At 63.5% G+C, this 14,802-nt stretch carries 11 protein-coding genes and 3 pseudogenes; 5 read left to right on the forward strand and 9 right to left on the reverse strand.

Annotated features, from left to right (window positions below):
• Positions 1 to 68: 68 nt before the first annotated feature.
• Positions 69 to 912, reverse strand: a pseudogene (locus OKW28_RS06270) (CHAD domain-containing protein).
• A gap of 220 nt (positions 913 to 1,132) precedes the next feature.
• Between OKW28_RS06270 and OKW28_RS06275 the strand changes: the two are divergent.
• Positions 1,133 to 1,726, forward strand: a complete 594-nt coding sequence (locus OKW28_RS06275) for a short chain dehydrogenase (protein WP_429444230.1) — start codon at positions 1,133 to 1,135, stop codon at positions 1,724 to 1,726.
• A 236-nt stretch (positions 1,727 to 1,962) separates the two neighbouring features.
• Positions 1,963 to 3,549, forward strand: coding sequence for an inorganic phosphate transporter (locus OKW28_RS06280; protein WP_429444231.1), 1,587 nt, complete (start codon positions 1,963 to 1,965; stop codon positions 3,547 to 3,549).
• A gap of 98 nt (positions 3,550 to 3,647) precedes the next feature.
• Here OKW28_RS06280 and ppk2 read toward each other — a convergent pair whose 3' ends face one another.
• Both ppk2 and OKW28_RS06290 read right to left on the reverse strand, forming a co-directional pair.
• Complete coding sequence (gene ppk2 / locus OKW28_RS06285) at positions 3,648 to 4,574, reverse strand: polyphosphate kinase 2 (protein ID WP_429444232.1); 927 nt, start codon at positions 4,572 to 4,574, stop codon at positions 3,648 to 3,650.
• A 162-nt stretch (positions 4,575 to 4,736) separates the two neighbouring features.
• On the reverse strand, positions 4,737 to 5,135 hold the full coding sequence (locus tag OKW28_RS06290) for a VOC family protein (protein ID WP_429444233.1): 399 nt from the start codon (positions 5,133 to 5,135) through the stop codon (positions 4,737 to 4,739).
• Positions 5,136 to 5,312: 177 nt separating this feature from the next.
• On the opposite strand from OKW28_RS06290, the gene OKW28_RS06295 reads away from it, so the two are divergent.
• Entirely contained in the window at positions 5,313 to 6,362 is a 1,050-nt protein-coding gene (locus tag OKW28_RS06295; RefSeq protein WP_429444234.1) for a S1C family serine protease, read from the forward strand.
• 48 nt (positions 6,363 to 6,410) lie between these two features.
• Here OKW28_RS06295 and ggt read toward each other — a convergent pair whose 3' ends face one another.
• The 5 genes and pseudogenes from ggt to OKW28_RS06320 all read right to left on the reverse strand — a co-directional run bounded on the left by ggt (position 6,411) and on the right by OKW28_RS06320 (position 11,706).
• On the reverse strand, positions 6,411 to 8,156 hold the full coding sequence (ggt, locus tag OKW28_RS06300) for a gamma-glutamyltransferase (RefSeq protein ID WP_429444235.1): 1,746 nt from the start codon (positions 8,154 to 8,156) through the stop codon (positions 6,411 to 6,413).
• 35 nt (positions 8,157 to 8,191) lie between these two features.
• A complete protein-coding gene (locus tag OKW28_RS06305) occupies positions 8,192 to 9,595 on the reverse strand; it encodes an MFS transporter (RefSeq protein ID WP_429446868.1) in 1,404 nt (467 codons plus the stop codon).
• Positions 9,596 to 9,752: 157 nt separating this feature from the next.
• Positions 9,753 to 10,196 (reverse strand): annotated as a pseudogene (locus tag OKW28_RS06310) (TIGR00374 family protein); the annotation flags it as partial.
• The gene (locus OKW28_RS06315) at positions 10,193 to 11,008 is read right to left on the reverse strand and encodes a HalD/BesD family halogenase (RefSeq protein WP_429444236.1); all 816 of its coding nucleotides are present in this window, start codon (positions 11,006 to 11,008) and stop codon (positions 10,193 to 10,195) included. The gene OKW28_RS06315 and the pseudogene OKW28_RS06310, both read right to left, overlap by 4 nt.
• Positions 11,005 to 11,706, reverse strand: coding sequence for a CDP-alcohol phosphatidyltransferase family protein (locus OKW28_RS06320; protein ID WP_429444237.1), 702 nt, complete (start codon positions 11,704 to 11,706; stop codon positions 11,005 to 11,007). Before OKW28_RS06320 ends, OKW28_RS06315 begins: the two co-directional genes overlap by 4 nt.
• A gap of 240 nt (positions 11,707 to 11,946) precedes the next feature.
• Here OKW28_RS06320 and OKW28_RS06325 point away from each other — a divergent pair, with 240 nt between their 5' ends.
• Entirely contained in the window at positions 11,947 to 12,378 is a 432-nt protein-coding gene (locus OKW28_RS06325; protein WP_429444238.1) for a hypothetical protein, read from the forward strand.
• Positions 12,379 to 12,554: 176 nt separating this feature from the next.
• Here OKW28_RS06325 and OKW28_RS06330 read toward each other — a convergent pair whose 3' ends face one another.
• Positions 12,555 to 13,076: a hypothetical protein gene (locus OKW28_RS06330; RefSeq protein WP_184024828.1), complete on the reverse strand. Its 522-nt coding sequence runs from the start codon at positions 13,074 to 13,076 to the stop codon at positions 12,555 to 12,557.
• 597 nt (positions 13,077 to 13,673) lie between these two features.
• Between OKW28_RS06330 and OKW28_RS06335 the strand changes: the two are divergent.
• Positions 13,674 to 14,793 (forward strand): annotated as a pseudogene (locus tag OKW28_RS06335) (porin).
• Positions 14,794 to 14,802 lie beyond the last annotated feature (9 nt).

The following is a 14,802-nucleotide window of genomic DNA, read 5'->3' on the forward strand; positions in this document are numbered from 1 at the left end:
CGCAGCGCGGTGCGCCGTGCATTTTGGGCTGCGGATCCTTCGCGCTAGCGAGGACCGAACGCGCTCTCTCAGCCCAGTAGCTCCGACGCCGCGCGCAAGCGGCGTTTGCGTTTCCTGTCGAGCCAACCCAACGCGGCTTCGATGTGGTCCGCGTCGGCAAGCGACGCGGCATTATCGCGCAACAGCGTTTCGCTCGCGACGGTATCGTTGAGCATGCCGAAGTGCTTCTGGATTTTTTTCAGGCGCTTGAGCGTGCGCTTATGGCTGGTTTTAAGCACCGGCCCGAAAAACTCGAACAGATAGCGCAGTTTCTTGCCCGCTTTTCTGACATCGTGAAAGGCTGCGTAATTCGAGCTTTTCGCATGGCGCGCGCGTTTGATGCGCTTGTTCAATGAGTGCTCCGACGCCCCTATGCGTCGAGCGGCAAATTTGCGCAGCGCAATAGCCGAATCGTGCGTGGCGTGCAGTTGCGCGGAAGTGGTGGCCAACGCATCGCGGCAGGTGTTTGACGTCGGCGTTCAACAACGTCTCGCGACTGGTCGCCAGCGTGTCGCGGCGCGCCTGCTCGAGCTTTGGCATCAATGCTTGCGCGCCGCTGTCTTCCTGCTTGAGCAACGCGATCAGGATGTCCCAATCGCGCGTTCGACCCGCCGCGGTGGCGAGAAACTTGTAGACCGCCCGTTGCCGGGAATTTTCGCCCTTGTCGAGCAGCGGTGCGAAAGCCCACCATAACGAACGCAAACGCCGCAGTGAAACGCGCAGTTTGTGCAGGGCTTCGGGTGACGCGTCGCCGTGCACCCCGTTGGCGAGCCGGATCGCCTCATCGACGAGCGGCGTGGCATAGGAAGTAAAGGCTCGCTGTGCCGGTTCGTCCTCTACCGGCTCGTTGACTGTCTCGCTGTCTTGCTTCATCGACGCTCCCGGATACATGACCTTACTTCCAGCGTAGCAAAAATGATGCTCAGGAGGATCGGGGCGCGTGTCAGCCGGCTCTTCCCTCACGCGTTGGCGCGTCGCACCGGCAGCGTCTATCCTCGACCGATAGGATCGCGCGTTGCACGGTTCGGCGAGTGCTCCGGCGACGATGCAGTGTGCAGCGCGGCAAATGCCGCAACAGACCTTAGGAGGATGTATGCGAATACTCGTTGTCGGTGCGACCGGCCTGCTCGGTTCGCACATCGTGAGGCTGCTCGCCACCGAGCATGACGTGGTCGGCGCGAGCCGCAAAGGTTCGGCACTGCGCGTCGACCTGTCGGACAAACGCAGCATCGAAGCGATGTATGCGCAAGCCGGCAGCTTCGACGCGATCATCTGCGCGGCCGGCTCGGCGAAATTCGCGCCGCTCGCGGCGCTTGGCGACGAAGACTTTTCTTTTAGTCTTGCCAATAAACTGATGGGGCAGATCAATCTGGTGCGCTGCGGCGTGGACCATGTGTCGCAAGGCGGCTCGTTCACACTGACGAGCGGCGTGCTCGCGCAACAGCCGATGGAAGGCAGCGCCGCGGTCAGCATCGTCAATGCGGGTGTCGAAGCGTTCGCGCGCTCGGCCGCGCTCGAGTTGCGGGGCAAGGCCCGCGTCAATGTGGTGAGCCCGGGGTGGGTCGCCGAAACGCTCGATTCGATGGGCCGCGATCCGTCGCAAGGGGTACCGGCGGAAATCGTCGCGCAAGCTTATAAACGCACCCTCGGTGGCAGCGCAAGCGGCGAAGTAGTCAGCGCGTCGTAACCGCAACCGAAGCCCGCTCGCCGCTCGTGCTATTCATCACTCGCTTAGTCCGGTTCGGACATCTTGCGATTCCCGTCCGCCAGCCGGCGTAGTATTTACCGGCGTGAGCGGCGTAGCATAAGCCGCGCCGCGCCTGCTTTTCCCGCACCCCCAATGCCGTCACGTAGTTGTCATTGTTGCGACACACAGCGAAAGCAGCATCAAAAACTCTGCGACCACTTTTTGGGGCTCACGTCATGCCGGAACTTTCGTATCCGCAACCAGGCGCCGCCAGCGGCAAAGGCCGTAACGCGGGCCTGGTTATTTTCGTTGCCCTGCTCATCGCGGGCGTCGTGTACTGCGGCGTTCATCTGATGGACGATCTGCAGCCCGTACGCGAAAGCTCGGTACTGCCGTATCTGCTGCTCGATGTCGCGCTGCTGATCGCGCTCGGCTTCGAGTTCGTCAATGGCTTTCACGATACGGCCAATGCGGTCGCCACCGTCATCTATACCCACTCGCTGACGCCGAATATCGCGGTCGTCTGGTCCGGCGCGTGGAATTTTCTGGGCGTGCTGACGTCGAGCGGGGCGGTCGCCTTCGGCGTGCTGCAACTGCTGCCCGTCGAGTTGATTCTGCAGGTTGGCAGCAGCGCCGGCTTCGCGATGGTATTCGCGCTGCTGATCGCCGCGATCATCTGGAATCTGGGCACGTGGTCTTTGGGCCTGCCGTCTTCGAGTTCGCACACGCTGATCGGCTCGATCATCGGCGTCGGTCTGATGAATCAGATGATCCATGGTGCGAACGGCACCAGCGGCGTCGACTGGAATCAGGCGCTCGGCGTCGGCAAGTCGCTGCTGTTTTCGCCGATCGTGGGCTTTCTGCTTGCGGGCCTGCTGCTGCTGATCCTGAAGGCCGTCGTGCGCGTGCCCGCACTGTATGCCGAGCCGAAGGGCAAGGAGCCGCCGCCGTTCTGGATTCGCTGCCTGCTGATTCTGACCTGCACGGGCGTGTCGTTCGCGCATGGCTCGAACGACGGCCAGAAAGGCATGGGGCTGATCATGCTGATCCTGATCGGTACCGTGCCCACCGCCTACGCGCTGAACAAGGCGGTCACGCCGGCGCAAACGCAGAACTTCGTCGCGGTCGCGCATCAAACCGCGGCGACGCTGTCGCGCTACACGCAGGGCGCGGTGCCTTCCGCGGATCCGCGCGCCGACGTCGAGGCCTTCGTGCGCACCCGTCAGCTGACGCCCGCCACGCTGCCGGCGCTGCAGCAGCTGACCGAGCAGATCGGTCGCCAGGTCGGCGAGTCGGGCTCGATGGCCGCGGTGCCGCAAGGCATCGTCGATAACGTGCGCAACAACATGTATGTCACCTCCGAGGCGATCCGTCTGATGCAGAAGGCCAATCAGCCGCAGTTCTCGCCCGAAGACGCGAAGATCATCGCCAACTTCAGAACGCAGATCGACCACGCGACCAAGTTCATTCCGCCGTGGGTCAAGGTGGCGGTCGCGATCGCGCTGGGTCTCGGCACGATGGTCGGCTGGAAGCGCATCGTCGTTACGGTGGGCGAGAAGATCGGCAAACAGCATCTGACGTACGGCCAGGGCGCGTCGGCTGAACTCGTCGCGATGGTCACGATTGGTGCCGCCGACGTCTACGGTCTGCCGGTGTCGACGACCCATGTGCTCTCTTCCGGCGTGGCCGGCACGATGGCAGCCAACGGCTCGGGTCTGCAATGGGCCACGGTGCGCAGTCTGATCCTCGCATGGGTGCTGACGTTGCCCGCGTCGATCGCGCTCGCGGGCGGGCTGTTCTGGGTGTTCCGTTCGGTGTTCTGAGTTCGCCGATCTGGCGGGGCGAAGCAGGAAGAAAAGCGCGGTACGCTGATATACGTACCGCGCTTTTTCATTGGCCAGCTATTTCATACGATCCGCTTTTAATACACCTCGGGCACGATCATCGACTGAGGCACCGGCTGACGGCTATAGTCTTCGTGATAGACACGCGACGGCAAGTCGATCTGCGGATGCTCGATCTCGTGATACGGCACCTGGCTCAGCAGATGCTGAATGCAGTTCAGGCGCGCGCGTTTCTTGTCGACGGCCTGCACGACCCACCACGGCGCCTCGGGGATATGCGAGCGCTGCAGCATCACCTCCTTCGCCAGCGTATAGGCTTCCCAGCGGCGCCGGCTTTCCAGATCCATCGGACTCAGCTTCCACTGCTTGAGAGGATCTTGAATGCGGTTCTGGAAGCGGATTTCCTGCTCTTCGTCGGTGATCGAAAACCAGTACTTGAGGATCTGCACGCCGCTGCGCGCCAGCATCTTTTCGAACTCCGGCACCGAGCGGAAAAACTCTTCGTATTCCTCGTCGGTGCAGAAGTTCATCACGCGCTCGACGCCCGCGCGGTTGTACCAGCTGCGATCGAATAGCACCATCTCGCCGCCCGCCGGCAGATGCGATACATAGCGCTGGAAATACCATTGCGTGCGCTCGCGATTGTTCGGCGCGGGCAATGCGGCCACGCGGCACACGCGCGGATTGAGGCGCTGTGTGATGCGCTTGATCGCGCCGCCCTTGCCGGCCGCGTCGCGCCCCTCGAAGATCACGACGAGCCGGTGCCCGGTCGCGACGATCCAGTCCTGCAGCTTGACCAGTTCTCCCTGCAGCCGGAACAGTTCGCGGAAGTACTGCTTGCGCGCCTCGCGATGCTCGGGCGTAAAGCCGGTCGGGCCGTCGATGATGCGGTCGTCGACCTCCATTTCGAGTTCTTCGTCGTAGGCGTCGATGAGGTCTTCCTCGAAACGGCGTTGCCGCTCCGCCATCAGTTCGATATCGGGTGTCGGGTCCGGCTCTTTCATTGCGGCTCTCCTCGCAACAGGAATGGGATGGCGCGCGGCGGCTAGCGCGACGCGGTCGCGTTCGATTATCGAAGCGCGAGGTGTCAGCCGTGTTACCGCGTGGGCGGCCGCTGCACATGCGTGATAACCCCATGATAGCGAGTTTTGCCCCGACTTCCGCCGCTAGGGCACCGGCCGCGCGAAGCTCAGTTCGTGGCCGTCCGGATCGGTGATATGAAAATAGCGCTCGCCCCACGGCGCATCCGACGGCGCGAACGTCGGCTGCAAGCCTGCCGCCACCGCCCTGGCATGGAACGCGTCGACGTCCGACACGTAGATGATCACGCGCCCCCACCAGTTGACCGGCGCGCGCGCATCGGCGATCAGGTTCAAATACGAACTGCCGAACGCGAACGACGTGAAGGCCTCGCGCGGACCGCCGAACTTGAGCGGGAAGCCGAGCGCTTCGTAGAACGCGACGGCGCGCTGCATGTCGCTGGTGGCGAGCGTGATCGCGCTGAGCGACTCGATGCGTGGACCCGGCTGCTGGGATTGCGGCGCTGAAGCGTTAGATGCGGACATGAACAGGGTCTCCGTGGTGCGAGCGAGCGGCGAGCGACGGCCCGCCCGGGAAAGTGTCTCACGGGCAGTGGCCACCGGTCTGGCGGCGCGGCCGGGACGCCGTCGACGCCCTCGGGATGCACTTGAAAACTCGCGCACCGTCCCGCATCTGGGAGCCCGTCTATCCGGAGCATCGTTATGGGAAGCCGCCCACGCTTCATCGATGACCTGTCGAGCGTCGCATCCGACGCCCCCGGGCCCCAATCCACCGACCTTTTGACCCACGACGACGACGCGCTACTCGACGCCTACTCCCGCACCGTGATCGGTGCACTGGAGCGCGTGCAGCAGGCGGTCGCGTTTATCGCCGTCGAACGCCGGCTGCCCGGCGACGCGTCCGCGCATGGGCGCGGCGCGCGCGGCGGCACCGGCTCGGGCTTCCTGTTCACGCCCGACGGCTACCTGCTGACCAATAGCCACGTCGTGCATGGCGCGACGCATATCCAGGTGACGCTGGCCGACGGCGCGAAGTTCGACGCCGATCTGGTCGGCGACGATCCCGGCAGCGATCTCGCGGTGCTGCGCATCGGTTCGCCGGAACCGCTGCCGCATGTCGAACTCGGCGAATCATCGAAGCTGCGCGTCGGGCAGATCGCCATTGCGGTCGGCAACCCGCTCGGGCTGCAACAGACCGTGACGACCGGCGTCGTTTCGGCGCTCGGCCGGTCGCTGCGCTCGAACTCCGGCCGCATGATCTACGACGTGATCCAGACCGACGCGGCATTGAATCCGGGCAACTCGGGCGGACCGCTGATCAATTCAGCGGGTCAGGTGATCGGCGTGAATACCGCGATCATTCCTGGCGCACAGGCCATCTGTTTTGCGACGGCGATCGATACCGCGAAGTGGGTCATCATGCAGATCTTCGCGCACGGTCGCGTGCGACGCGCGTATATCGGCGTGGCCGGCACGACGACGCCGCTGTCGCGGCGCGTTCAGCGCTACTTCGGGCTCGGCACGCAAAGCGGCGTGCGCGTGATGGAGATCGTCAAAGGCAGTCCGGCCGCGCTCGGCGGCTTGCGCACCGACGACACGATCGTCGCGATCGACGCGCAGCCGGTGCAGGATGTGGATGCACTGCAACGCACGCTCGATGCTTCGCGTATCGACAAGCCGGTCAACGTGACGGTGTTGCGCGGCGCGCAGCGGGTGGAGTTGACGGTGACGCCGGTGGAGCAGGCCGGGTGATGGGGCACTTTGCGTTGGGCAGCCTTGCCTGGTGCCCAACGTGAAACCCTACCGAACCACCCGCGTCACCCCTCGCCCGCGCGGATCGGCCGCCGCCTCCGGCTCGTCCCCATCGATCCTGATCACCTGAACATCGCCGGTGAATTCCTGCCCTTCCAGCTTGTAGCCCTTCGCCTCGAGCTGGTGTGCGAGTTCGCCCTCGATCGGCTTGTACGGCTCCGAATAGATCGTATTCGGCGGCAATAGCTGGTGATGGAAACGCATCGCGGCGAGCGCATCCGGCAACGGCATGTCGAAGTCGTAGATGTCGTTGATCACCTGGAAGATCGTCGTGAAGATGCGCGATCCGCCCGGCGTGCCGATCACGAGCGCGACCTTGCCGTCCTTCGTCAGAATCGTCGGCGCCATCGACGACAACGGGCGCTTCTTCGGCTCGATCGCATTCACGTCGCTGCCGACCACATCGAACATGTTCGCGGCGCCCGGCTTCGCGGAGAAGTCGTCCATCTCGTCGTTCAGCGCGATGCCTGCCCGATCCACCACGACGCCCGAGCCGAACGCGCCGTTCAGCGTGTAAGTGTTCGACACCGCGTTGCCCCATTTGTCGACCACCGAAAAATGCGTGGTCTCCGCCTTCTCCGGCATCGAGGTCCCGAGCCCCGGCTGAATGCTCTTCGTGTCCGACGGCGCATTCGGATCGACCTCGGCCGCGCGCTTGGCCAGATACGGGTCGTCGATCAGTTGCGCGACCGGCACCTTGTAGAAATCCGGGTCGCCGAGATACTGCGCGCGGTCCGCGAACACGCGCTTCTCGAGCTCCGCGATCAGATGCACGTATTGCACGGAATTGAGCGGCACGTTCTTGAACTCGGGCGCGATATCGGCCTTCATCTTCAGCAGTTGCACGAGCCCGACGCCGCCCGAACTCGGCGGCGGCGCGGTGATCACGCGATAGCCGTTCCAGTTCGCCTGCACCGGCTCGCGCCAAACCGCCTTGTACTGCGCGAGATCGGCCTTCGTAATCAGGCCGTGGCCGCGCATCGAAGCGGCGATCAGATCCGCAGTCTTGCCCGTGTAGAAATCTTTCGCGCCCTGATCGGAAATACGCTGCAGGACCGCGGCAAGGTCAGGCTGCCTGAAGGTGACGCCCTGCTTCAGATTGCCGAAGTAAGTGTCGAAATTGGTCTTGCCCGCGAAGTTCTTCGCCGCATCGTCGCGCAGCTTCTGCAGTTGCGGGGCGACCACGAAGCCGTCGCGCGCATAGTGAATAGCCGGCGCGAGCACCTGCTGCCATTTCAGCTTGCCGAAACGGCGCTGCGCTTGCCACATGCCGTCGACGGTGCCCGGCACGCCCACCGCACGATAGCCGACGAGGCTCATGCCTTTGATGATCTCGCCCTTGTCGTCGAGATACATGTTCTTCGTCGCGGCGAGCGGCGCGCGCTCGCGATAGTCGAGGAAATACGGCTTGTTGTCGACGTACAGCGTCATGAACCCGCCCCCGCCGATGTTGCCCGCATCCGGGAACGTGACCGCAAGGGTGAAGGCGATCGCGGCGGCCGCATCGACCGCATTGCCGCCTTCGTTGAAGATCTGCTCGGCGGCATCGGCGCTGTATGAGTCCGGCACCGCAATCGCCGAACCGGCAAGCGCGGCCGGTTGCGTCTTCGCGGGCGCTTTCGCGACAGCAGGCGCCGCCTCGAGAAACCCGGTTGAAACGCAGAGGATTGCGATCAGGGCAAGACCGCTGATCGAAGCACTGGTTGAAGCTTTGACGTTGCGAAACAAGTTCATGACATCCTCATCGACGACGACATCCGCATGATGGCTTACGCGCGCCCGCGACGGCCGCGCGAGATCTCCTCGCCCGCGTCTCGCGGCAGCCGCCGCGTAATCGGAATCGACAGGCACGAGAACAGACCGACGACGAGAAACGCCGGCCAGAAATCGGAGAACACGATGTTCGGATGCCCTTGCACACGATGCGAAATCTGCAGCACGATGCCCGAGATCGTCACGCCGAGGCCGAGCGACATCTGCTGGATGACGCTCGCGACACTCGTCGCGCGGCCGACGTCGCTGCCCGGAATATCGGCATAGGCCAGCGTATTGAGCGACGTGAATTGCAGAGAAGGAAAGAAGCCGCCCACCAGCACGATGCACCAGATCACCCAATGCGGCGTGCCGGGAAAGAACAACCCGTACACGGCGATCGCGAGACCCGCGCACGCGGCGTTGACCATCAGCACGGTACGAAAGCCGAAGCGTTCGAGAATGCGCGACGCCACCGTCTTCATGAAGATCGAACCGAACGCGGACGCGCACGTGATCGCGCCGGCTCTGAATGCGGTCATGCCGAGCCCTTCCTGCAACGCGAGCGGCAACAGGAACGGCACGGCGCCAAGACCGATCCGAAACAGCGAACCGCCGATCACGCTCGCATGAAAACTTGGAATGCGCAGCAAACGCAGATCGAGCACCGGCAGCGCGACGCGGCTCGCGTACAGCACATAAAGCAGCAGCAACACGATGCCGGTCACGCACATGCCGACCGATTGTCCCGTCGACACCAGTTCGCCGCCGACCAGCGAGAGCCCGAGCATGAACAGCGAAGCCCCGCTAGCCGACAGCACGAAGCCGAGCCAGTCGAGCCGGCCCGGATGCGGCTCGCGCGTATTGGCGATGTACTTGTTGGTGAGCCAGATGCCGAGCAGGCCGATCGGCACGTTGATCACGAAGATCAGACGCCAGTGCAGATAGGTGGTGATAAAGCCGCCGAGCGGCGGCCCGACCACTGGACCGAGCAACGCCGGCACCGTCAGATAGTTCATCGCGCGAATGAACTCCGACTTCGGCAGCGACCGGAAGATGATGATGCGGCCCACCGGCACCATCAGCGCGCCGCCGATGCCCTGCACGAAGCGCGCGAGCACGAAGGTATCGAGCGAAGTGGAGGCCGCGCACAGCAGCGAGCCCCCCATGAAGATGCCGATCGCGGTGCGGAACACGGTGCGCGAACCGAAGCGGTCGGCGACCCAGCCGCAGATCGGGATAAAGACGCCAAGGCCGATCACATACGCGGTGATCGCAAGCTTCAGCGTGATCGGATCATGACCGAGGTCGCGTGCCAGAACCGGCAGCGACGTCACGATGACCGTGCCGTCCACGTTTTCCATGAACATCGCGCACGCGACGATCAGCGGAACGATGAAAGCGCCTAAAGCGAGCAGCATTGTCATGGCGACGGGCGGCCAGCCATCAATGGAAAGCGTCGATTATGGCATCGCGGCGACAACAAATGTTGTCGCGCGAGGGGATTTTGCCGTGTGCCATCGCGCGCTGCCGTGCATCTTCGCACGCGGCACGGACGCCTCAGCGCGATGCGCTGACGAGCGGCTGCCAGGTCGTGCTGACGGTGATCGCGGCGGCCGCGTCGCGCAGCAGCATGCCGCGCTGCGACAGTTGACGCACCATGACCACCGGGCCGCCGATCTGCCCAGCGGGCAGCAGGCTATTCACCGACTCGCCGATCCAGCGCGCGGACAGCGCATCGCGCAGCGAGGGTTCGGCTCGTGCAGCGCTCGTCGGGCGGCTGGTTGCACCGCTTGCTGGACCTTCATGCGCACCGTCACGCGAGGGGTGGTCGCGCCTGAACAGCACGGCGATCGCAGCCGCATCGAGCACGAGCGGCATCACGTGGAACGCGGCGACGACGGCGAGCCCCCAGCCGGCTGCGAGCAAGGTCGACGCCACCGAGCCGAAGCCCTGCCAGGCGAGCAGGCCGACGAACAGCGCCGATCCGATCGACAGCAGAAGCAGGGCCGCCCGACTCACGCGGCGTCCTTGCCGCGCGAGGCCATCTGACGGAACACCTGGCGGAAACCGAAGTACGCGATCGCGTCCTTCATGTTGGAAACGAAGCGGCGCCACGGCCGCATGTTGGGATCGGTGACGTATTCGAACGTCAGCGACACACGAATCTCGTTCGAGCCGGCCGGCGTGATGCGATGACGCAGCTTGTCGCCATCGAAAAACACGAGGCCGCCCGGTGGAATCTGCACCGAGCCCGGCTGGTCCGGCACCTCCGGATTGCGCGTATGCAGTTCGTAGTCGAGCCGGCACGACGATTCGTCGATCACGCCGAGCAGCAGCGTGTAGCGGCGTCCGTCGTAATACGAAGTATCGTAGTGCCAGCCGATATGGTCGCCGGGGCGCGTGTAGTAGTAGAGCGCGTAGGCGTGCGGATCGTCGGCGGGCGACACCTGCAACTGGTCGCCGCTAAGCTGCTCGAGCCAGCCGATCAACTCCTTCGAGCGATACAGCTCGGCGATGAACGGCGCGAGACGGTCGATCGTATGGCGGCCGACACTGCCGCCCTGCTTGTGACCCGGCAGATAGTTGCGGTTCACTTCGTCGAGCAGCGAGCGCGCGCTGTGTACCAGCTGCGCGGTCACTTCCGGCGCGAGGAAATCGTCCAGATACAGAAACGCGTCCTGCGCGGCGAAGTCTTTACGCAGACGCGCGTTGTCGAACGTGCGGGTACGGCTCGCGACCGCGCGGTCGGCATCGGGCGCGGGCGTGAGCGCCGCCACGGGCGTGCCTGACGACACGGGCGCGATCACGTCGTCTTCGGCGTGCAGATTCATTTGCTGGTCCGCTGTTGACGGGATTCAGACGCGCTGGCGGCCTTGGCCGTCGGGCGAGCGCTACGGCGCGCGATGCGCCAGTAGTCGATCACCACCCATACGGCGAACAGCGGCGCGCCGATCGACGCGACCACCACGAACGGCGCGACGACATTCGTCAGCGTGACGATGGGCAGCAGGTACAGCACGTCCTCGGTTTCGAAGCCCCCCATCGACGCCTGCTTCGTGCCGGCCTTGCCGACCATTTCTTCGGTCCGCATGCGCAAAAAGAAGATCAGGGCGACCGCGACACCAGCCACCGCGCCGAGCACGCCGGGCGCGAGCTTCACAGCGTCGATCTGCGCGCCGCCGACACCGATACCCATGCCGACGAACAGCATCACGGTCACGAGCGCATCACAGGCGAGGTCGTAAAAATGACCGATGCGGCTCGACCTGCCGCCCACTCGCGCGAGTTCGCCGTCCGTGTGATCGACGAAATTCGACAGGACGATCAGCAGCGCGCCCGCATTGGCCCACGCGAATCCCCCGTGCGCAAGGCACAGCGCGCCTGCGACGCCGATCAGCAGGCGCAGCGTGGTCAAATGGTTCGGGGTGACCCAGGTGTCAACTAGCGGTGTCACGAGCCGGCGGGCGAGCCGGGCGTCCCACGTACGCGGCGGCGGAACGTTGATTGGAGGTCGGGGTTGCGAAGTCATAAGGCGGAAATATATACGGGATTCTGAAAGCTTGCTGTTATGTCATACGTTGCTCTGCAATTTGCAAATGCCGTTCGTGTGTCCGTCACAAAGCGGAATTCACCGAATCGCTGTAAAGTGCGAATCCAGTTGTGCCAGTCACGCGGAATCTGTTCGATGTGCAGCACCGCTCGTGCCCTCCGGGGGATGGCGCAGTGGTTGCTAATCCACGACATCGACTGTTGACGCCCGCCTCCGCTCATGAACCGTCTGCTTGTCCCTCTGCTGTTTGCCGCCGCCGCCGCGCTGCCCCTTTCCTCGTTCGCCGTGGAGCTCGACGCGCCGCTGACATGCAATGAGAGCGGCCACCAGTTCATTGCCGATCTGATGCAGCAGCAGCTGATCAACCCGAAGCCAAGTCACGTCGAAAGCAACTCGATCAACGCGTTCTCGCCGATGCCCGATGCGCATCTGACCGCGTTCGGTTTCCACGTATTCGCGGTGGTGGGCTTCGAAAAGGACGACCCGATGTTCCGGGTCGGCGACGGCGAACCGGTCGCGCAGTCCGCGTATGGCGCGGTCGTGTTCGGCAGCGACGACAAGGTTAAAAGCGCGGTTGAAAACGCCGGCAGCACGGCGATCGTGCATCACGTCGCGCCGCTCATCACGGCGATTTTCTGCAAGCGCAGCTAGGGTTTGGCGAGACGTCGTATTCGACCGTTTCGCCACGATCGTCGATATCTTCGACCACGAGCCAGTTCGAGTGGCCAGTGAAATAGCAGCGCCGCTCTGCCAACTGCGTCATGATCGCCGGCAGTGTCAGCGACCAGCGGATCCGATCACGACGCAACCGCGCCTACAACCGCCACTTACCCCGGCCGACGAAACTCGTTTGCCACCCACGCCGCCGCGCTCGCCTTGCTGAGCTTGAACGTTGGCGCAACCTGCACTTGCGCGATCTGCTCGCCGAAAATATCGAGCGCGCTCAACAGTGCGTACGGCTCGTCTTCGTCGGGGACGATGTCGAGCGTGATGTCGAGTTCGTCGTTGCCGTCCGCGCTCGGCACGCGCACCGTCTTGTGCAGTTGCGCGCGCAGCTGCTGCTCGTGACGACGCAGCACTTCCGCCGCGGTTTTCACGAGCGTGTTGAACGCCGATACGTCGAGCGGCTTCGGATCCTTCTTGTTGCGGCCCATCGTCCACGGTCCGACGAGCGCAGGCTCCGCCTCGCCGTCCTTGATCATTTCGACGGCCCAGCCTTCGTCGTCTTCGTTCTTGATGATGCGCGCGGTCCAGCCGTTGTCGCGCCACAGACGTTCTTCATGCACGCTGTCGTCCGGTCCGAGGAACTCGGCATTCGTGTCGGTCGAGGGAAAGGGCGTGTCGGTCATCACAGGTTCACTCACTTCGCGGGGCGCACAAACAGATTTCGAACCCGCGATTCTACCTGCCCAGCCCGCTTGGCCCTGCTCGCTCTGACGAACGGACAAGGCGCGTTCGGAACGGCGCAGCCGCTCCACGCGCGAAAAGTTATATTTACCCTACGCGACGATGTATAAATCCGCTTTAAATTTCAGATAAAAAAACGCGGCCCGAAAGCCGCGTGTAAAAATGAAAAAGACGCCCTTTGGTCGAAGGGGTCTATCGAAATTATAAGTGGCATCCCTCCTCGATTTAAGGCTTTCTTCGAAAGACTGCATTGCGCAAAACCGTGGGAATCAGCGCAAACGGCCTCGTCCGCTTTCCCCTTGTGCTCGCCGCGGGGCCTTGAGCCGTTACGGCCCGACAATAGCCTCAGACTTGACAACGCGTCCCGCCATTGATCGTAAAAAATAGTTTCCTTTTGCGGATCTGCACTTACGCGATTAATTCACAGAATCGCGGATTCGAAAATAAACCGCTGTAAGGCGCGTGTTTAAATATCCGCATAGCGGCAATTACACTTCGCTGCGAATCGACAGTCAACGGGGCGCCAGCACCATCCTTCGCTGGAATGCCGATTCGCCGCCCACGCGCAAAGCAGCGTCACGTTGTACGGCTCGCTCGACGCGGGCCTCATCTACTCGAACAACCAGCTCGGTCACAGCAACTGGCGGCAGGGCAGCGGCTCGCTGTCGAACACCTACTTTGGTCTGCGCGGCAACGAGGACCTCGGCGGTGGTCTGCATGCGATCTTCACGTTGGAAAACGGCTTCAACCTGAACAATGGCCAGAACGGCGAAAGCAACACGATGTTCAATCGCCAGGCGTTCGTCGGCCTGAAGAGTGATCAGTTCGGCACGCTTACGCTCGGCCGTCAGTACGACGCGGTCAGCGACTACCTGGCGCCGCTGTCGGAAGCGGGCGAGGGCTACGGCAACAATCTCGCGGCCCACCCGTTTGATAACGACAACCTGGCCAGCACGTTCTCGATCAAGAACGCCGTCAAGTACTCGAGCGCGAACTACGCGGGCCTGAAGTTCGGCGGGCTGTACGGTTTCAGCAACGCGGCCGGCCAGTTCGCGAACAATTGAGCGCGGGCCCTTCGTACGACAACGGTCCGTTGAGCTTCGCCGCCTATCTGCAGTTGAACAACTCGGGCAGCTCGAACCTGAACGGCGCCGTGTCGCAAGGCGACGGCACCGCGGCGATCGCGGCCGATCTGCAACGCACGTTCGGCGCAGACATCAACTATTCCTACGGGCCGGCTCCCGCGGGCTTCGTCTACACGCACACGCAACTTGACGGCATCATCGGCGTGAACGTCGGCGGCGCGATGCTGCCGGGCATCGCGAGCGCCAACCTGCATCTGGACAACTACGAAGTGGACGGCCGTTATGCGCTGACGCCGGCATTGAGCGTCTCCGCTTCGTACACGTTCACCGACGGCAAGATGAGTGGTTCGAACGGCTCGGGCGATCCGAAGTGGCGCACGGTGTCGCTGCAGGGCGATTACTCACTGATTACTCACTGAGCAAGCGCACCGACGTGTACCTCGAAGGCGTGTACCAGCATGCATCGGGCGAACTCGGCGACTTCGGCGCGAACGTCGCGGCGATCAATACGCTTGCGCCGTCGTCGACCGGCAACCGGGTCGCCGCGGCAGTCGGTCTGCGGCATCGCTTCTGACGGCGGTTC

Source organism: Paraburkholderia sp. 40 (genome assembly GCF_050434105.1).
Lineage (GTDB): Bacteria > Pseudomonadota > Gammaproteobacteria > Burkholderiales > Burkholderiaceae > Paraburkholderia > Paraburkholderia tuberum.